Origin of the sequence: Burkholderia sp. lig30 (assembly GCF_000687455.2) — a bacterium.
Lineage (GTDB): Bacteria > Pseudomonadota > Gammaproteobacteria > Burkholderiales > Burkholderiaceae > Burkholderia.
The window spans coordinates 12,126-29,648 of the sequence record NZ_JGVW01000140.1; the positions used below are offsets into that span (position 1 = coordinate 12,126).

The 17,523-nt window shown below is 64.8% G+C and carries 16 protein-coding genes; 7 read left to right on the forward strand and 9 right to left on the reverse strand.

Going from position 1 to position 17,523, the window contains the following annotated elements:
• Positions 1-59 precede the first annotated feature (59 nt).
• The 3 genes from LIG30_RS24610 to LIG30_RS24620 form a co-directional block, all read right to left on the reverse strand.
• Complete coding sequence (locus LIG30_RS24610; RefSeq protein ID WP_038716394.1) at positions 60-869, reverse strand: BPSS1780 family membrane protein; 810 nt, start codon at positions 867-869, stop codon at positions 60-62.
• Complete coding sequence (locus LIG30_RS24615) at positions 860-1,858, reverse strand: homoserine kinase (protein ID WP_038716395.1); 999 nt, start codon at positions 1,856-1,858, stop codon at positions 860-862. The genes LIG30_RS24610 and LIG30_RS24615 overlap by 10 nt, the downstream gene beginning before the upstream one ends.
• 112 nt (positions 1,859-1,970) lie before the next feature.
• Entirely contained in the window at positions 1,971-2,366 is a 396-nt protein-coding gene (locus tag LIG30_RS24620; RefSeq protein WP_038716397.1) for a hypothetical protein, read from the reverse strand.
• A 130-nt stretch (positions 2,367-2,496) separates the two neighbouring features.
• Here LIG30_RS24620 and LIG30_RS24625 point away from each other — a divergent pair, with 130 nt between their 5' ends.
• On the forward strand, positions 2,497-4,023 hold the full coding sequence (locus LIG30_RS24625; RefSeq protein WP_038716413.1) for an AMP nucleosidase: 1,527 nt from the start codon (positions 2,497-2,499) through the stop codon (positions 4,021-4,023).
• An 11-nt stretch (positions 4,024-4,034) separates the two neighbouring features.
• Here LIG30_RS24625 and LIG30_RS24630 read toward each other — a convergent pair whose 3' ends face one another.
• The 6 genes from LIG30_RS24630 to LIG30_RS24655 are packed head-to-tail and all read right to left on the reverse strand — an operon-like array spanning position 4,035 to position 10,085.
• Complete coding sequence (locus tag LIG30_RS24630) at positions 4,035-5,141, reverse strand: type VI secretion system protein TssA (RefSeq protein WP_038716398.1); 1,107 nt, start codon at positions 5,139-5,141, stop codon at positions 4,035-4,037.
• Complete coding sequence (gene tssG, locus LIG30_RS24635; RefSeq protein WP_038716399.1) at positions 5,138-6,211, reverse strand: type VI secretion system baseplate subunit TssG; 1,074 nt, start codon at positions 6,209-6,211, stop codon at positions 5,138-5,140. The genes LIG30_RS24630 and tssG overlap by 4 nt, the downstream gene beginning before the upstream one ends.
• Positions 6,211-8,100: a type VI secretion system baseplate subunit TssF gene (gene tssF, locus LIG30_RS24640; protein ID WP_038716401.1), complete on the reverse strand. Its 1,890-nt coding sequence runs from the start codon at positions 8,098-8,100 to the stop codon at positions 6,211-6,213. The genes tssG and tssF overlap by 1 nt, the downstream gene beginning before the upstream one ends.
• A gap of 35 nt (positions 8,101-8,135) precedes the next feature.
• Positions 8,136-8,693, reverse strand: coding sequence for a type VI secretion system baseplate subunit TssE (tssE, locus tag LIG30_RS24645; RefSeq protein ID WP_038716402.1), 558 nt, complete (start codon positions 8,691-8,693; stop codon positions 8,136-8,138).
• Positions 8,686-9,537, reverse strand: a complete 852-nt coding sequence (locus LIG30_RS24650) for a type VI secretion system accessory protein TagJ (RefSeq protein ID WP_038716403.1) — start codon at positions 9,535-9,537, stop codon at positions 8,686-8,688. Before LIG30_RS24650 ends, tssE begins: the two co-directional genes overlap by 8 nt.
• Positions 9,534-10,085 (reverse strand): TagK domain-containing protein, encoded by a 552-nt coding sequence (locus tag LIG30_RS24655; protein WP_235510395.1) that lies wholly within the window; start codon positions 10,083-10,085, stop codon positions 9,534-9,536. Before LIG30_RS24655 ends, LIG30_RS24650 begins: the two co-directional genes overlap by 4 nt.
• A 665-nt stretch (positions 10,086-10,750) precedes the next feature.
• Here LIG30_RS24655 and tssH point away from each other — a divergent pair.
• From tssH to tssK, 6 genes are all read left to right on the forward strand, one after another.
• Complete coding sequence (gene tssH, locus LIG30_RS24660; RefSeq protein WP_038716415.1) at positions 10,751-13,444, forward strand: type VI secretion system ATPase TssH; 2,694 nt, start codon at positions 10,751-10,753, stop codon at positions 13,442-13,444.
• Between the two features lie 38 nt (positions 13,445-13,482).
• Positions 13,483-14,025 carry a type VI secretion system contractile sheath small subunit gene (gene tssB / locus LIG30_RS24665; RefSeq protein ID WP_038716407.1) on the forward strand — a complete coding sequence of 181 codons (543 nt, stop codon included), beginning with the start codon at positions 13,483-13,485 and terminating at the stop codon, positions 14,023-14,025.
• 27 nt (positions 14,026-14,052) lie between these two features.
• A complete protein-coding gene (tssC, locus tag LIG30_RS24670; RefSeq protein WP_038716408.1) occupies positions 14,053-15,546 on the forward strand; it encodes a type VI secretion system contractile sheath large subunit in 1,494 nt (497 codons plus the stop codon).
• Between the two features lie 95 nt (positions 15,547-15,641).
• Positions 15,642-16,127: an Hcp family type VI secretion system effector gene (locus LIG30_RS24675; protein WP_038716409.1), complete on the forward strand. Its 486-nt coding sequence runs from the start codon at positions 15,642-15,644 to the stop codon at positions 16,125-16,127.
• Between the two features lie 73 nt (positions 16,128-16,200).
• Complete coding sequence (gene tssJ / locus LIG30_RS24680; protein WP_038716410.1) at positions 16,201-16,707, forward strand: type VI secretion system lipoprotein TssJ; 507 nt, start codon at positions 16,201-16,203, stop codon at positions 16,705-16,707.
• Between the two features lie 31 nt (positions 16,708-16,738).
• On the forward strand, positions 16,739-17,523 hold a 785-nt coding region (gene tssK / locus LIG30_RS24685; protein WP_038716412.1), incomplete at its 3' end, for a type VI secretion system baseplate subunit TssK.

Consider the following 17,523-nt stretch of genomic DNA (forward strand, 5'->3'; position numbering starts at 1 on the left):
AAAGGGCGCGCTTGAACAGGGGCGGCCGGCCGCGCGCGTGCGCGGGCCGGCATGGCGGCTCAGCTGGCCGCGGGCGGTTGTTGCACCGCGCTCGGCTCCTGCACGCCGAAGCAGCCGCGATAGGTCGCGTAGAACGAGCAGTAGAGCATCGTCACGATGATGATCGTCACCGGCATCATGATCGTCAGCGCATAGGCGCCGGCGCCGAGTGCCTGCAGCAGCAGCGACAGCGCGACCGACGTGCCCATCGCGATGCCGAACCACAGCATCCCGTAGACCAGGAACGCGCCGCGGTTGCGCCAGCAGCTGACGATGCTGAAGAACAGTGCCTTCGCCGGGGGGATGTCGTGCCACGCGGTGAGCACCGGCGCGAACCAGAACATCATCGCGACCGGCACGTACAGCAGCGTGGCAACGAACAGCGAGCCGAGCATGCCCTGCGACGCGAGCGTTTCCGGACTCGCGTTTTCCGTGCCCGCGCCCATCATGATATGGAACAGCGCACCGCCGTCCATCACCGCCGACGCGGCGAACACCAGCACGATCGACGTGACGTACACCACGCCGAGCACGAGCAGCCGTTGCGTGGCGACGTGGCCGTAGGAGCGGAACCCGTCGACGAGGATCGTCGGCATCACCACCTTGCCGGCGATGGTGTCGCGGCAGGCAGCCATGAAGCCGACGGCGATGCCGGGGATGAACAGCAGCGGCAGTGCCGCGCCGATCACCGGCACCATCGACACCAGCGTGATCGCCAGCAGATAGGTGAAGAACAGCGTGATGAACGCGAGCGGATTCCGGCGGAACAGCCAGATGCCCTGACGGAACCAGACATAGCCCGTCTTGGCGGGCACTTCGATCAGTTGCATGCGGTATGGCTCTCGGGAAGCGCGGGCGTATGGGCGAGACGCTCACGCAGGATGCGTTCGAAATGGCCGGGATCGTGCGGCTTGAGCATCTCGGCCGCACGGGGCAGGTAAAAGTCGTACAGGCGCGATACCCAGAAGCGGTACGCGCCCGCGCGCAGCATGTCGCTCCAGTGACGCCGCTCCTCGGGCGTGAACGGCCGCACCGTCTGATACGCGCGCAGCAGCGCATCCGCGCGCGCGGCGTCGAGTGCGCCGGTCGCCAGATCGACGCACCAGTCGTTGACGGTCACCGCGACATCGAACAGCCATTTGTCGCAGCCGGCGAAGTAGAAGTCGAAGAAGCCGCCGAGCCGCACCGCGTGGCCGGTGCCGGGCGCCGCATGGGCGAACAGCGCGTTGTCGCGGAACAGGTCGCAGTGGCACGGGCCGCCGGGCAGCGCCGCGTAGTCGGCCGACGCGAAGAACTGCGCCTGATGCGCGAGTTCGCCTTCCAGCAGCGCGCGCTGCGCGTCGGACACGAACGGCACGATCGCCGGCACGTTGTCCTGCCACCACGGCAGGCTGCGCAGGTTCGGCTGATTGCGCGGATAGTCGCGGCCGGCGAGGTGCATGCGCGCGAGCATCTGGCCGACTTCGATGCAGTGATCGACGCGGGGCGCCAGTTCGGTCGCGCCATCGAGCTTCGTGACGATCGCCGCGGGCTTGCCGTGCAGTTCGCCGAACAGCGCGCCGTCGTCGCGCGGGATCGGGTCGGGCACCGGCACGCCGTGCGCGGCGAGGTGGCGCATCAGGTCGAGGTAGAACGGCAACTGCCCGGCTGTCAGCTTTTCGAAGATCGTGAGGACGTATTCGCCGCGCGTCGTCGTCAGGAAGAAATTGCTGTTCTCGATGCCGGACGGAATGCCGCGAAACGCGACGACGTCGCCCAGATCGTAGTGGCGCATCCAGTGCGCGAGATCGGAATCGGAAACAGCAGTGAAAACGGCCATGCGAGAAACGTCGAGTCAGGTTGGCGGCACGCAGGCGCGTGCGTCGCAAAAAGGGCGGGCGGGGAGAGCCGGCGCGCCGCGTTCGTCGTCGAGCGCGGCGCGTGGCGAACCGTCAGTAATGCAGGTTGACCGACGGCAGGCGCGTGATCGGCACGCCTGCGTCGTGCGGCTTGGGCGACGTGTCCGGCGACGCGCTCATCTGGTAGCGGGTGCCGAAGTTCGACTTCACGTCGATTTCGACCGGCTTGCCGCGATCGCGGTATTCGGTGACCTCGGTGCCGTTCTTGCTTTTCTCGTGGAAGCTCGGCGTGCGACGGATTTCGCTGAAATCGACCTTCGACGTGACTTCCGCGCCCGGCCGGTTGATTTTCCTGAGATCCGGCAGGCCGGCGGCTTCGTTGGCGTCGGCCTGGGCCTGCGCGTCCGCGCTCGGCGTGCCGCCAGCGGCGTGAGCGGCGCCGGCGACCGCGAACGCGGCGGCAGCGGCGACGAGAATGAGCGGCTTCATTGTGATTCTCCCAATTAACGGTTCGATTTTAGCAAATACTGGGCGTCGGCCGGCCGCTGTCTCGCGCGCCACGCCCGGCAGGCCGGCGGAGTTCCGTGGTAATGTCGGTTCATCAGACGAGGTGATGAAAATGAAGAACGATCTGAACCGCAGACACCGGGTACAGACCCCGGGAAGCCCGCCGGTCGAAGGATTCGACGACCCGATTGCCGCCGTCGCGCGGCTGTCCGCGATCTATGACGCGAATACCGGTTTCCTGCGCGATGCATTCGCGCGCTATCGCCGTCATGAGCCGATCACCGAGCACGTTCGCGCGTGCTACCCGTTCGTGCGGATTCGCACCGACGTCAACACGCATGTCGATTCGCGCCGCTCGTACGGCTTCGTCGCCGGTCCGGGCGTGTTCGAAACGACCGTGACGCGCCCCGATCTCTTCGCGAACTATTACCGCGAGCAGTTGCGGCTGCTCACGAAGAACCACCAGGTCCAGATCGAGGTCGGCGTGTCGTCGCAGCCGATCCCGATTCACTTCGCATTTCCCGAAGGCATCCACCTGGAAGGCGAACTCGACCGCGACCGCCTGATGGCGATGCGCGACGTGTTCGATACGCCCGACCTCACCAATCTCGACGACCGGATCGTCAACGGCACCTACGAGCCGGCGCCGGGCGAGCCGCATCCGCTCGCGCTGTTTACGGGCGCGCGGGTCGATTTCTCGCTGCACCGGCTGCGCCACTACACGGCGACGTCGCCGACGCATTTCCAGAATTACGTGCTCTACACGAACTACCAGTTCTACATCGACGAGTTCGTGAAGCTCGGCCGCACGATGATGACGGAGAGCGACGATCCGGCGGTGCGCGCGTATCGCAGCGAGTATTGCGCGTTCGTCGAGCCGGGCGACGTCGTCACCTACAACGAGAATCTCGGCGGCGAGCCATCGGAAGGCGTCGCGCCGCCGCGCCTGCCGCAGATGCCCGCGTACCACCTGAAGCGCGCGGACGGCAGCGGCATCACGATGGTCAACATCGGCGTCGGCCCGTCGAACGCGAAGACGATCACCGATCACATCGCGGTGCTGCGTCCGCACGCATGGGTGATGCTGGGTCACTGCGCGGGGCTGCGCAACACGCAGCGCCTCGGCGACTACGTGCTCGCGCACGGCTATGTGCGCGAGGATCACGTACTGGATGCGGACCTGCCGCTGTGGGTGCCGATTCCGGCGCTGGCGGAAGTGCAGGTCGCGCTCGAGCGGGCGGTCGCGCAGGTCACGCAGCTCGACGGCGCGGAACTGAAGCGCGTGATGCGCACGGGCACGGTCGCGAGCGTCGACAACCGCAACTGGGAGCTGCGCGACCACCGCGAGCCGGTGCTGCGGCTGTCGCAAAGCCGCGCGATCGCGCTCGACATGGAAAGCGCGACGATCGCCGCGAACGGCTTCCGCTTCCGCGTGCCGTACGGCACGCTGCTGTGCGTGTCGGACAAGCCGCTGCACGGCGAGTTGAAGCTGCCCGGCATGGCGGATCAGTTCTATCGCGCGCAGGTCGACCAGCACCTGCAGATCGGCGTGAAGGCGATGGAGATCCTGCGCACCAACGGGCTGGACCGGTTGCATAGCCGGAAGCTGAGGAGCTTTGCGGAGGTGGCGTTTCAGTAGCGAAGCCGATGCTACCGGCCACTATCGATTTCTTCCCACTGCGCAAGAAGCTCGGCCGGAATCGCCTTGACAACGTCGGCATAGCGCTTGCCGACGAACTGCTCCGCGCGCTTGAGCAACACCGGAATCGGGCTGCTCGGTTCGTGGGTTTCGAACCATGTTCGGGCCGTTCGGATCAACGCAAGCGCCGCCTGACGGTCAACCGGCGCGAATCCCGGTTGCACCGTCGTGCGTTCGGCGGCGCGGACCGGTCCGGCATTCACCGGTTCGAGCAGCGCTGACGCATCGCTCCCTGATGATTCGTCGGCGGCCGGAGCAGGTTCCTGGGATGCTTCTTTCCGTTCGACCGTATGCACCGATGCGGCCGCCGTCAACTTGCCGAGCAGCCGCGTCAGCGGCGACAGGTCAGGCTGGTACGCGTCGAGATGACTGGCGCACCACGCATCGATCGCCGCAAGATGGGCGATCGCATCGTCGAACCCGGTCATCATCGCCGGCTGCTGGACGCGCAGGTCCCGCAACTGTTGCGCAACCGACTCCGGCGCGAGTGCGTCGGCCGGCCGGGGACGCGCGAACGCACGCTCGATGTCGCGCACCTGCAGCCGCGTCAGCGTCGACTTCGCGAGCACGATTTCCCGAATGTCGGCCAGCAGCCCATCGGGGTCGACAAGCGCTTGTAGTGCATTCATTCGCATGTCGCGTGCCGTGTCGTGCTCGCCATCGGTGTCGGGCTGTGGATGAACGTGGCCGGCAAACGTTTCCAGCCAGGTGGCAAGCAGGCCGGTGCCTTCCGCGAGGCCGGCAGCACCGCCAAGCCGCGTACGACATCGCGCATAAAGCACGGCGACACGTATGTCCTTCGTGCGCCGCATGAGTCGTCGGCAGTCGCGCTCGAGCTCGCTCCAGCTGACGGGATCGGGCGAGCCGACGAACGCGCCATATTGCACGTCCTGCTTCGGTGTCGCGCTCGCGAACAGCACGACGAAATCATGGTCGTATTCGAGGTCGGGGCCGCAGGGTGCAGTATCGCTCACGGGCGCGAGCCAGTCGTGATGCCGCGCGTCCTTCACGGAGCCCTTGCCGGATTCGGACTGTCGGGCTGACTGTTTTTTGCTCATCGTCGATTTTCGGGTTCAGTCGTGCGATGCGTGAAATGCCGCACATAACGTTCGGGTTCGAACTGCATGCCGGTAATCGGGCGATCGGCATTCGGGCGGCCCAGCCACCCGGACCATCCGATGCGCTGCCGGCCGCCCATGACTGCCGGCGGTGCACTTTCGGGTTTGATGCGCAGTTCGAGCTCCCATTCCAGTTCGTAGCCGACGAATGCCCGTACCCATTCGACGAGACTTGGCAGATCCTCGCCCTGCGGCGTGAAGCGCAGATACGCGTCGAGATCGATGGGGCCGATCACGATGCGGAATCGGTGTTGGCGGTCCGGCGCCACGCGGCCGAGCATCGCGGCCCGTCCCATCGTTGCGGCGGGACCCGGGCGGCCCATGCGGCCCTGATCGGCGGGATCGATTTCGATCCAGTGAAACACGTTCTCCTCGATCGCTACCGGCACGCCAAAGTAGTGTTCGAGCGTGGCGCGAAGTCCATCCGGGTTGCGCGACTCGCGTACGAGATGCGCGGACGCCGCAAGTCGCGCGTGCGAGGGCAGGGGGCGCCGTCCGATTTCCGCGGTGTCTTGACCCGTGAGGCTCGCGACGTAAAACGAAAACGCCTCGTCGTCTTGCCGGTCGAGCCCCGCCGTCGCCTGCGCCGATGCCCACGCGCGATAGAACAGCGTGAGGAACCGGTGATGAAAAATGTCGAAGAAGTCGACCGTCGTCGTATCGCGGCGGCTGTCCTCGCGATCCTTCGCCATCTCGGTGACGTGGATCGGCAGCGGGCCGTTGGGTCCGAGCATGCCGAGACCGAAAAGCCGCACCTTGAGCCGCCCCGCGGCTTCCTGCACGCTTGCGACTTCGCGCGGCGCAAAGGCGAGACTTGGCTGCTGCCCGAGACGAAACGGCTCAGCTTGCGGCCGGCGTGCGGTGCCCACCGGGTCGATCGCCGCGTTCGCGCCGATACGCCGCAGCAACGACAGGAACCCGAAGCGCCACGGCTCGGCCTGCAGGCGTTCGAGCAGTTCGGGTGAGAGCGTGCTGTCGCGCACCAGCGCCGGCAGGGTGGCACGCTTCATCACAGGACCCCGCGCGCGCCGACACGCACCGGCCAGCGTGCGATGCGGCCGCGCTGCATCGAGTGCAGCTCGGTTTGCGTGAAGCTGTTGATCGACACGTGCCGCGCCAGCCAGTGCTCGAGGATCACGCCGAATAAACAGGGACTTACACCGGAGAAACCGGTTTCGTCGACGGTCAGCGCGCACTCGATGCCGCGCCCGAATGTCATCGGGCCGGTACCCGGCAGCTTGCGTGTCACCGGGCGCGTCTTCACACCGACGAGGCTTTCGACTTGCCGCAGGTCTTCGGTGTTGTCGTCCGACAGGTACAGGCGCAGCAGGTCGCGCAGTCCCTGTCCGCCTTCGCGGTGATCCAGATCCTCGAATGGCAGGTAGTTGAAGTTGAGCTGGCGGATCAGCCGCCATGCCATCTCGCGTTCGGCATAGGGCGCCTTCGGTGAACTCGGGGCGCGGATGAGACCGATGCTCTCGACCGGCGCGGATTCCTCCGTCGTCAGGTCTCGCACCCCATCGCGCGGCACGAGCGTGGCGAGATCCCGGTTCGTCAGCAGCGCATCGACCGACAGGAAGCGGATGCTCTCGTCATAGGGGGCCTCGTTCTGGTCGACAAGCGACAGAAACACTTCGGTGCCGACGTAGGGCGTGCGTGTGCCATAACGGCGCGCCGAATCGGACACGAGCCGTCGTTCGCGCCGCGTCGAGAAGTACCGTCTGTGATTGCCTTCATCGTTGTTCAGCGTCTGATAAAGCGGACGGAATTCCAGCTCGTCCGACGTCGCCGCGACCTGTCCATACACGGTCTCCACCGAGAACACTTCGTAGTCGAGCGGCGCGAGGCGAGCGGGTACCAGATGAAACTCGGTCTCGCGCGGGGAAATCTCGATGCGGTCGGTATGCCGTTTGAATAGGTTGATGACGGGCGTGCAGAAGAGCGCAAAGCGCGACGCGTCGACGAGGTTCGCGAACTGGCCCGGCGCGCGGTCGAGCAGCACGACGATTTCGATTTCGCGGCCGTTCACGCGGGACAGGCCTTCCGACAGGCCATTGAGCGCAAAGAACCAGAACCGCGCCGGACAGGCGAAGTATTCATGCAGCAGGTTGTGCCCGTGGAATTTCGTCCAGGTGAGCGGCAGCAGATTCTGATCGGGACGCAAGCCTTCGTGTTCGACCGCATTGTGCGTGACGACCGCGGGCGGCCGGCCCGACGCGCCGAATTCGCCTGGCGCGGCAATGACGGACGCGACACTCGCGACGTGCAGCAACTCGAACAGGTGTGATGCGACCTGCTCGTCGCCGGCGAGATAGACGGGCAGCCGGTCGAGTCCCTTCAGGTCGTCGATGCGCACGTCGTCCGTCGTCGCGAGTCGCAGCCGTAGCGCGCCGCGTACCTGCCTGTCGGGTGGAGCGTAGCGATCGAGCGCGGGAATGTCGGGCGGAACGCCGGTCAGGCGCGCATCGGTGATCGCGAGCGGCCAGAGTGTCACGTCCTGCCCGCTCGTAAACTGGCACGCAGTCTTTTCTCCATCGGGAATACGTGCCTCGAACGACGTGCCGCGTGCGATGCGATACCCGTTGGCCAGATTGCCTTCGGTCTGGCCAAGAAACAGACGCGCGACCCCGATCGATGGCGTGGGTGCGACGTAGTTCGGGTAGATCACATCGAGCAGCCGTTCCGTGAAGCGCGGGAATTCAGCATCGAGCTTGAGCTGCATGCGCGCAGCCATGAAGCAGAACGACTCGATCAGGCGCTCGACATAGGGGTCGGCCACTTCGCCGGCCTGCATGCCGAGCCGGCGCGCGATTTTCGGGTGCGCGTGCGCGAACTCGGTGGCGAGCTCGCGCATGTAGATGAGTTCCTGGTTGTAGTAATCGAGCAGTCGCGGGTCCATCGGATTGGCCTCGTTGTCGTTGTGCCGCGCCGTGCTCAGCCGGAGCGCGTGCCGGTGATCCGGATCTCGCTCGTTTCGAGATCGAGCGAACTCTGCACCATGAATTCGAGCGGATACGGGTCCATGCGAATCAGGCCGCGCACTTCGAACGCGAGCACGTTGCGATGGTCGCCGGCGTCGGCCGCCTGACGGGGGGCGACCACCAGGAAATCGGGAATCAGCCTCGGCTCGAAATCGGTAATGGCCTGGCGGATCATCCGCTCGATGTCATTCCACTGACGCGACGCGAGAAAGGTTCCAGCCAGCGGCGGCACGCCGAAATTGACGGTCGACGCGGCCGCCTGCGGGTGGCGCTCGCGGTCGAGCTGGTCTTCGATGCTCGTCGTGTTGAGCAGATACGCGAGATCGCGCTGTACGATGTCGCGCATCTGCTTGCGCGTGACCGCATATTCTTCGGGGGTTTCGGCCAGACGCTGCGGCGCGTCGTCGCGCAGCCGGTCGAGCAGGGTCGGCATCAGGTGCGTATTCGCTCGCCGCGGGGGGCGTGCGTTGAGCGCGTCGATGGCGGCGGAAGACTTCCTGCGTTCAGTCACCGGTTTGTCCCCCGGCGGTGGCGCCGTTCAGGGCATGCACACCGAATTCGGTGTCGGCCAACTCGAACAGGCTGAAATCGCCATGCTCCGTCGCCCAGGTTTTCTGGCCGAGCGCGATGACGGCGGTACGTTCCGATTCATGCCAGACCGTCTCGTGGCCGAGACGCAGCGCATCGGCCGCAGCCTCCGAGCCGGGGTAGCGCGCAGGCATGAAGCCGCGCAAGACGCTGCCGTCGGTCAGCGTCAGCACACACGGCGCCCAGACGAGATCGATGAGGTTCACGGGGGGCGACATGCGCCACCCGGCGAGATCGGCGAACGGCAACCAGCGGTAATGTCCGGCCGTGATGACTTCGCAGATCGGGCCGAAACGCGAATCGCTGTCGCCAATCCAGCCAGCGACGCCGCGTGGCGTGCGTGCGGCGATGAGCGGCGCTGCGTCGAGCGCCTTTTCGCGCGCTTCGTCGGCGTGTTCGCATTGGCCGTCGGCAGCCAGCCGCAGTGCGAGCGACAGTTCCGTTACCCACGGAGCCGGCTCGAGGACGAAACCCGGGCGTTCACGTCCCGTAACGACCTTTTGCCGCCAGCGCTCGGCCCGGATCAGGTCGCGAAAGAGCTGCGCTGTCTGCACCTGTTGCGGTTCGAGCTTCGCCCACGTCTGAAGCTGAATCATGGCACGTGCCCAGTCGCCCGTTACGCACAGCAACTGGAACAGTGCCCAACGATGGGCGGCGGTGGTCGGTTGCGCGCGAATGTGTGATTCGATCCGCGCGATCCGGGCTGCGATCGGCAGGTCGTTCCGATCGTGGCGATGCGGTGCTCCCGCAACAGGCGGCGTGTTCATGCGTCATTCTTCATGGCGGCTGGCGCAGCGAGCGGGCTGTCGACCGACAGCGCGTGATGCTCGCGACGAGTGAGCGGAGGCGGCAGGGCCGACGTGCGGCCGGCCTCGGCCGCGTGAAATTCGGGGGGCGCAAAGAGGCGCAACACCTCCGGCACGGATTCGATCTCCGGATCCGGTACTGGATGCCGTTCCAGGCGCCCGAAGGCATCTTCAAGGCAGCGTTCGCCCGACAGCAGCACTTCGATGGAACCCGCTCCGGCCGCGTTTTCCGGTGTCGGCAGGACGTCGTGCGAATCGTGCGTGACAGGGGCGGCAGGTGTCGCGGGCGCGTCCTGCTGTTCCTCCCACGAGCCGGAAAGGGCGGTGTGCGGGTCCGTCAGCGCACGCCAGTATTGCGCGTGAAGTGTCTCGAAGAGGTCGCCGTCGGGGTCCGGCCTGTTCGCCGTGGAAGCCGCCATCGCCTGTGAACGAATGTTTTGCTTCCATCGGGAGTGGCCGCCAATCAAGTCAACGATCGTTTCGCCGTGGCCTGCCGCTTCGACCTGCAAACAATCTGCTTCATCCTCCTTTCTCGCAGGACGACATGGCTCGTTATGCCGCGCGGGCTCAGTAGGTGAGGTGCCCGCCTGAGGGAGGCAGGGCAAGCAGGATGAGCGCATGGATGGGTTTGTTTTGACGGAATTCGCATTCTAACCATGGTGGGCTATGGTTCGTCCATTCAAAAAGTTTCTATCTTAATTTATAAAAATTATTGAGATGCTATCTCGAAATATTTTTACAAGTTAATAAAATAAAGAAACAAAACGAATGGGCGAATCGAATATCGAGATAGCTTGTGAGGTAAGTGTGTCTGTTGACGAATGTTCACATTTTTTGGCAAATTTCTCAATTTCAACAAAGGCTTGATGATTGTGGTGTCGATGTGTGATTGCCTGTCGGCAAGCCGGATGATGATGGTTTTCTGTCTCGAAAGGCAAGGGGCCGTGAGATGAGATTCGGCTCGGGATTGAACGGACGCACGAGTTGACGGTAATGCGAAACCGTGATGATAATTCGCGGCCTGAGAGGTATCGATTTCATTTGTTTTATGGAATTGCATCGGACCAATGCCGTCGCCATCTTGCCGGTGGCTGAAAATATTCCGCATGAATAGGAATCCTGATCGATATGTGGGCGGTCGGGTGCACGCTGAATGAAAAACAAGAAGGTACGCATGACGATTTCGCGCCAGGCGCTGTTCGGGAAGCTCGGGGTTCTGCTCTACCGCAGCATCGAATCGGCGACACAGTTCTGCAAGCTGCGCGGCAATCCATACGTGGAGCTCGTCCACTGGTTGCATCAGCTATTGCAGTTGCCCGACAGTGATCTGCATCGCATCGTGCGGCATGCGGGTATCGATCGCGACGTGCTCGATCGCGACTGCGTGCGGGCGCTGGCGGCGCTGCCGGCCGGTGCCAGTTCGATCAGCGATTTCTCCTGGCATGTCGAGTCGGCGATCGAGCGTGCGTGGGTGCTCGCCACACTCAGTCACGGAGATCGTCGTGTGCGCAGCGCGTGGCTCGTTGCGGCGCTTGTCAAGACCCCTGAGCTGCGGCGTGTCCTGCTATCGACTTCCCCCGAGTTCGGCAAGGTCCCGGTCGAGGGGCTGGACGACGTGCTGCCCGCGTGGATCGATGGCTCGCCCGAAGCCACCGATGCGCCCTACGACCACAGCGATTTCTCGGTGGCGACGCCAGGTGAGGCGACCGGCGCAATCCCGTCTGCATCGAAGGGCGGCTCGCTCGAACAGTACTGCACGGATCTGACGGCTCGCGCTCGCGCGGGCGAGATCGATCCGGTCATTGGCCGCGAACTCGAGATCCGCACGATGATCGACGTGCTGCTGCGCCGTCGGCAGAACAACCCGCTGGTGACGGGAGAGGCCGGTGTCGGCAAGACCGCCGTCGTGGAAGGGCTGGCACGCGCGATCGCATCGGGCAGCGTGCCACCGAAGCTTGCCGATGTGCGGCTGCTATCGCTCGATGTTGGCGCATTGCTCGCCGGAGCGGGCATGAAAGGAGAGTTCGAGGCGCGTCTGAAAGGGCTGCTCGAAGCCGCCGCAAAATCGCCGGTGCCAGTGATCCTCTTTATCGACGAGATTCACACGCTGATCGGCGCCGGCGGCCAGGCGGGGACGGGCGATGCCGCCAACCTGCTCAAGCCGGCCCTTGCGCGCGGCACGATCCGCACGATCGGCGCGACGACCTGGGCAGAGTACAAGCGCCACATCGAGAAAGATCCGGCACTGACCCGGCGCTTCCAGATCCTGCAGATCGCGGAGCCGACCGAGGCCGCGGCCATCGACATGGTGCGCGGGCTCGTACAGACGTTTTCCCGACATCACGGCGTTGTGGTGCGTGACGAAGCGATCCGTGCCGCAGTGACGCTCTCGCACCGCTACATTCCATCGCGCCAGTTGCCGGACAAGGCCATCAGCCTGCTGGACACTGCCTGCGCGCGCGTGGCGCTGTCGCAGCATGCCGCGCCGCGCGAGCTGGACGACGCGCGCCAGCGTCTCGCGGCCGCGCGTGCCGAGGAAGCGTTGCTCGTGCAGGAGGCGCGTATCGGTCTGGACGTCGACGGGGCGTTGGCGGGCGTGCGCGCACGCATCGACGCACTGTCGACGGAAGAGGTTGCGGTCGAGAACCGTTGGCGGGAACAGGTGGCTGCCGCGCAAGTGTTGCTCGCTGCACGCGAGGCCGTTGGGCCTGACGACGGCGAAGCCTCGCGGGACGAGGCGGCGTTGCTTCCGAAGCTGCGCGATCTCGAGCGCAGGCTCGCTGACCTGCAAGGCGACGCGCCCCTCGTTTTTCCCGAGGTCGACGCGTCGATTGTCGCGGAGATCGTCTCCGACTGGACCGGCATTCCGGTTGGCCGCATGGTGACCGATGAGGTCGGGGCCGTGCGCACGCTCCCCGTGACGCTCGAGGCGCGCGTCATCGGCCAGACCGACGCGCTGCGTCAGATCGGCGAACGCGTGCGGACAGCGCGCGCGGGTCTCGCCGATCCGAAGAAGCCGCTCGGCGTGTTCCTGCTCGCGGGGCCTTCCGGCGTCGGCAAGACCGAGACGGCGCTGGCGTTGGCCGAAGCGCTGTACGGCGGCGAACAGAACCTGATCACGATCAACATGAACGAGTATCAGGAGGCCCACACCGTCTCGGGCCTGAAGGGCGCGCCCCCGGGTTACGTCGGCTACGGCGAGGGCGGGGTGCTGACCGAAGCGGTGCGCCGCCGCCCGTATTCGGTCGTGCTGCTCGACGAGATCGAGAAGGCCCACCGCGACGTGCACGAGATGTTCTTCCAGGTATTCGACAAGGGCTACATGGACGACGGTGACGGTCGTTACATCGATTTCCGCAACACGACGATTCTGCTCACGAGCAACGTCGGCTCCGAACTGAGCGCGAGTCTTTGCGCCGATCCGACGCTCGCGCCGGATATCGACGGGCTGCGGGAGGCGCTGACGCCCGAACTGCTCAACGCCTTTCCGGCGGCGTTCCTCGGGCGCGTGACCGTCGTGCCGTACCGGCCGCTCGCCGACAGCGCGCTTACCAGCATCGTCCGCCTGCATCTGGGCCGCGTCGTGAAGCGCATGGCCGACGGCCACGACATCGCGCTGACGTACCACGACACGGTCGTCGATTACATCGTCGGCCGCTGTCTCGTGCAGGAGACCGGCGCACGCGTGTTGATCGGATTCATCGAGCAGCACGTGCTGCCCCGACTGTCCGCGCTGTGGCTCGATGCGTTCGTTTCGAAACAGGTGCTGTCGCACATCGCGATCGGCGTAGCAGACCCGTCTTGCGCACCGGCACAGGCCCTCACGTTCGAGGCAGTCGCCGTCCATCCGGACGCGCCGGTTCGCTGAGCCCCCAGTTCACCCACCCTCATTCAGGAGCCGCATCCATGTCCGCTTCCAGCAGTTCGCAGAAATTCATTGCGCGCAACCGTGCGCCGCGCGTGCAGATCGAGTACGACGTCGAGGTCTACGGCTCGGAAAAGAAGGTCGAGCTGCCCTTCGTGATGGGTGTGCTCGCCGACCTGTCGGGAAAGCATCCGGTCGACCCGCTGCCGGCCGTGTCGGATCGCCGTTTCCTCGAAATCGACATCGACAACTTCGACGAGCGCATGAAGGCGATCCGGCCGCGCGTCGCGTTCGCGGTGCCCAATACGCTGACAGGCGAGGGCCAGATGATGGTCGACATGACTTTTGAAAGCATGGAGGACTTCTCGCCCGCCGCGATCGCGCGCAAGGTCGAGCCGCTGCGCCGACTGCTGGACGCGCGCAGCCAGCTCGCCAATCTGCAGACCTACATGGACGGCAAGTCGGGTGCCGAGGCGCTCGTCACGCAGTTGCTGCAGGACCCGGCGCTGCTCAAGTCGCTGGCCGCCGCACCGAAGCCGAAACATCAGGAACGCGGCGCCGAAGACCAGGATGGCGTGAACTGACCGACGAACCGATAGAGGATGACCACCATGGCAAAACAGGAAGCACAGGCCGTCGTTGCGCAGGCAACCACGCAGTCCGATTTCACCCAATTGCTCGATCGCGAGTTCCGTCCCAAGACCGATGCGGCGCGTGAAGCAGTCGAGCATGCCGTCCAGACGCTCGCCGAGCAAGCGCTGGCTCAGACGGCGACGATCAGCGACGACGCCTACAAGAGCATTGCGGCGATCATCGCGCAGATCGACCACAAGCTGTCGGAGCAAATCAACCTGATTCTGCATCACGACGATTACCAGGCGCTCGAATCGGCCTGGCGCGGCCTGCATCACCTCGTGTCGAACACCGAAACCGACGAACACCTGAAGATCCGTTTCATGGACGTCTCGAAGGTCGATCTGCATCGCACGATGCGCCGCTACAAGGGTCTCGCGTGGGATCAGAGCCCGCTCTTCAAGCAGATCTACGAAGAGGAATACGGCCAGCTCGGCGGCGAACCGTACGGGTGCCTCGTCGCCGACTACTACTTCGACCATACGCCGCCGGACGTCGATCTGCTCGGCTCGATCGCGAAGGTATCGGCGGCCTCGCACACGCCGTTCATCGCCGGCGCCGCGCCGTCGGTGCTGCAGATGGAATCGTGGCAGGAGCTGGCGAACCCGCGCGACCTGACGAAGATCTTCATGCAGAACCTCGAATACACCGCGTGGAATTCGATGCGGAACACCGATGACGCACGCTATGTGGGACTCGCCATGCCGCGTTTCCTCGCGCGTTTGCCGTATGGCGCGAAGACCAACCCGGTCGACGAATTCGATTTCGAGGAAGACACCAATGGTTCGAACCACAGCCGCTACGGCTGGTCGAACGCAGCCTACGCGATGGGCGTCAACATCAACCGCTCGTTCAAGCTGTACGGCTGGTGCTCGCTGATTCGCGGCGTCGAGTCGGGCGGCACGGTCGAGAACCTGCCGTGCCACACGTTCCCGACCGACGATGGCGGCATCGACATGAAGTGTCCGACCGAAATCGCGATTTCCGACCGGCGCGAGGCCGAGTTGTCGAAGAACGGTTTCATTCCGCTCGTGCACCGCAAGAACACCGATCACGCGACCTTCATCGGTGCGCAGTCGCTGCAGAAGCCCGCCGAGTATCACGATGCGGACGCGACCGCCAACGCGAACCTGTCCGCGCGCCTGCCGTACCTGTTCGCCTGCTCGCGCTTCGCGCACTACCTGAAGTGCATCGTGCGCGACAAGATCGGCGCGTTCAAGGAGCGCGAGGACATGCAGCGGTGGCTGAACGAATGGATCATGCATTACGTCGACGCCGATCCGGTCAACTCGTCGCAGGACACGAAGGCCCGCCGGCCGCTCGCGGCCGCCGAAGTGGTCGTCGAGGAGGTCGAGGGCAACCCCGGCTACTACAACTCGAAATTCTTCCTGCGCCCGCATTTCCAGCTCGAAGGGCTCACCGTGTCGCTGCGGCTCGTCACGAAACTGCCGTCGATCAAGGAAGCGGCCTGACGGCGCGATTCGTTCGCGGTTCGGCCGGAGTCTGTCCGGATTGGAAACGGCATCCCGATTCCGGCCGCCTTTTATCAACCTGAAGGAGTACTGAAATGGCACAGGATATTTTCCTGAAAATCGACGGCATCAACGGCGAGTCGCTCGACGACAAGCACAAGGACGAAATCGAGATCCTGAGCTGGGACTGGGAAATCCAGCAGGAATCGACGATGCACGCCGGTAGCGGCGGCGGCGCCGGCAAGGCGACCGTCAAGGATCTGACGTTCGAGCACAACATCGACCGCGCCAGTCCGAACCTGATGAAGTACGCGCTGACGGGCAAGCACATCGACCAGGCCGTGCTCGTGATGCGCAAGGCCGGCGGCAACCCGCTGGAATACCTGAAGCTCACGATGAGCGACGTGATCGTCACGCGCGTGAAGCCGTCGGGCAGCAGGAGCGATGCGGAAAAGAGCCGCGAATCGGTATCGCTGTCGTTCGCGAAGGTGAAGCAGGAATACGTCGTGCAGAACGCACAGGGCGGCAGCGGCGGCGCCGTGACCGCCAGCTTCGACATCAAGGGTAACAAGGAAGCGTAAGCACCGTTGCCTCGTCGCCTGGCGAAGACACGGTTCTTTGCCGGGCTTTCCTCTTCATCCGGATGTTTCCGCAATGCGTTCGATCCTGATTGTCGCCACGCTGGCCGGTGCAACGCTGCTTTCCGCGTGCGCGAGCCGTGGCGATCCAAAGCCGAAAGAGTCGATCCGGCTCGACATGAGCATCAATGCGCTGCCTGGCGTCAATCCGGACGACCGGGGAAGGGCCGCGCCGATCGTCGTGCGCATTTACGAGCTGAAGAACGACGGCGCCTTCAACACGGCCGACTTCTTCACGCTGCAGACCCGGGACAAGACGGTGCTGGCCGAAGACATCGTGAAGCGCGACGAGCTGCAGTTGCGCCCCGGCGCGCACCAGAAGGTCGTCCGCCGGCCCGATCCGGCGACGACGGCAATTGGCGTGATCGCGGCCTATCGCGACCTGCCGAACGCGGTGTGGCGCGAGGTCTACACGATGCCTGCGGCGCCGGACAAGGCGTGGTACCGATTCTTCACGCCGAAGTTGAAACTGACCATCGATCTCGAGGCCAAGGCCGTCAGGATCACGGAAGCCACCAAATGACATACGTCGCACAACGACACGGACGGCACGCATGAGCTGGTACGCCAAAGTCGCCTGGCAGGAAGGTCTGTTCTTCCGCCCGCAGCTGTTCCAGCAGCAGGACCGCTATCTCGAGAAGTACGCGCATATGCGTGCGGCGCCGCTGTCGCCGTTTTTCTTCGGATTTTCGCACTTCGCGCTCGATCTGGAGGCGCTTGCGCTCGGCAAGGTCGTCGTCAAGTCGGCCGCCGGCGTGCTGGCAGACGGCACGCCGTTCGATGCGCCGGGCAATACGCCGTTGCCGCCGCCGCTGACGATCCGTCCCGAACATCTGGATCAGGTCATCTATCTGGCGTTGCCGGTGCGGTTGCCGAACTGCGAAGAAACGACTTTCGAGAATGCGGCGGATTCGCCCGCGCGCTATCTGGTGTTCGACACCGAGTTGCGCGACACCAATTCGAACGGGCTCGCACCGGAGTCGGTGCAATTGTCGAACCTGCGCGTGCGCCTGCTGCCGGAGAAGGAACTGGGCGATGCCTGGATTGGTCTTGCGCTCACGCGCGTGAAGACGATCCGCGCGGACGGCAGCATCGAGCTCGACGATACGCTGGTGCCGCCCGTATCCGGTTATGGCGCGAGCGACCTGCTCATGAGCTGGGTCACGAAGATTCACGACCTCACGCGCTTGCGCGCGAATGCGCTTGCGCAGCGGCTCGCCGGCACCGCCGACACGACCGCGAGCGCCGCGACGGTCACCGATTACCTGCTGCTGCAGATCCTCAACCGCTACGAGCCGCTGCTGCAGCACCTGCTGCGGGTGCCGGCGACGTCGCCGGC

Bases quoted from the DNA above. Each gene is read 5' to 3' on its own strand.
- LIG30_RS24610 (WP_038716394.1), bottom strand. From the start codon at position 869: ATGCAACTGATCGAAGTGCCCGCCAAGACGGGCTATGTCTGGTTCCGT.
- LIG30_RS24615 (WP_038716395.1), bottom strand. From the start codon at position 1,858: ATGGCCGTTTTCACTGCTGTTTCCGATTCCGATCTCGCGCACTGGATG.
- LIG30_RS24620 (WP_038716397.1), bottom strand. From the start codon at position 2,366: ATGAAGCCGCTCATTCTCGTCGCCGCTGCCGCCGCGTTCGCGGTCGCC.
- LIG30_RS24625 (WP_038716413.1), top strand. From the start codon at position 2,497: ATGAAGAACGATCTGAACCGCAGACACCGGGTACAGACCCCGGGAAGC.
- LIG30_RS24630 (WP_038716398.1), bottom strand. From the start codon at position 5,141: ATGAGCAAAAAACAGTCAGCCCGACAGTCCGAATCCGGCAAGGGCTCC.
- tssG (WP_038716399.1), bottom strand. From the start codon at position 6,211: ATGAAGCGTGCCACCCTGCCGGCGCTGGTGCGCGACAGCACGCTCTCA.
- tssF (WP_038716401.1), bottom strand. From the start codon at position 8,100: ATGGACCCGCGACTGCTCGATTACTACAACCAGGAACTCATCTACATG.
- LIG30_RS24650 (WP_038716403.1), bottom strand. From the start codon at position 9,537: ATGAACACGCCGCCTGTTGCGGGAGCACCGCATCGCCACGATCGGAAC.
- tssH (WP_038716415.1), top strand. From the start codon at position 10,751: ATGACGATTTCGCGCCAGGCGCTGTTCGGGAAGCTCGGGGTTCTGCTC.
- tssB (WP_038716407.1), top strand. From the start codon at position 13,483: ATGTCCGCTTCCAGCAGTTCGCAGAAATTCATTGCGCGCAACCGTGCG.
- tssC (WP_038716408.1), top strand. From the start codon at position 14,053: ATGGCAAAACAGGAAGCACAGGCCGTCGTTGCGCAGGCAACCACGCAG.
- LIG30_RS24675 (WP_038716409.1), top strand. From the start codon at position 15,642: ATGGCACAGGATATTTTCCTGAAAATCGACGGCATCAACGGCGAGTCG.
- tssJ (WP_038716410.1), top strand. From the start codon at position 16,201: ATGCGTTCGATCCTGATTGTCGCCACGCTGGCCGGTGCAACGCTGCTT.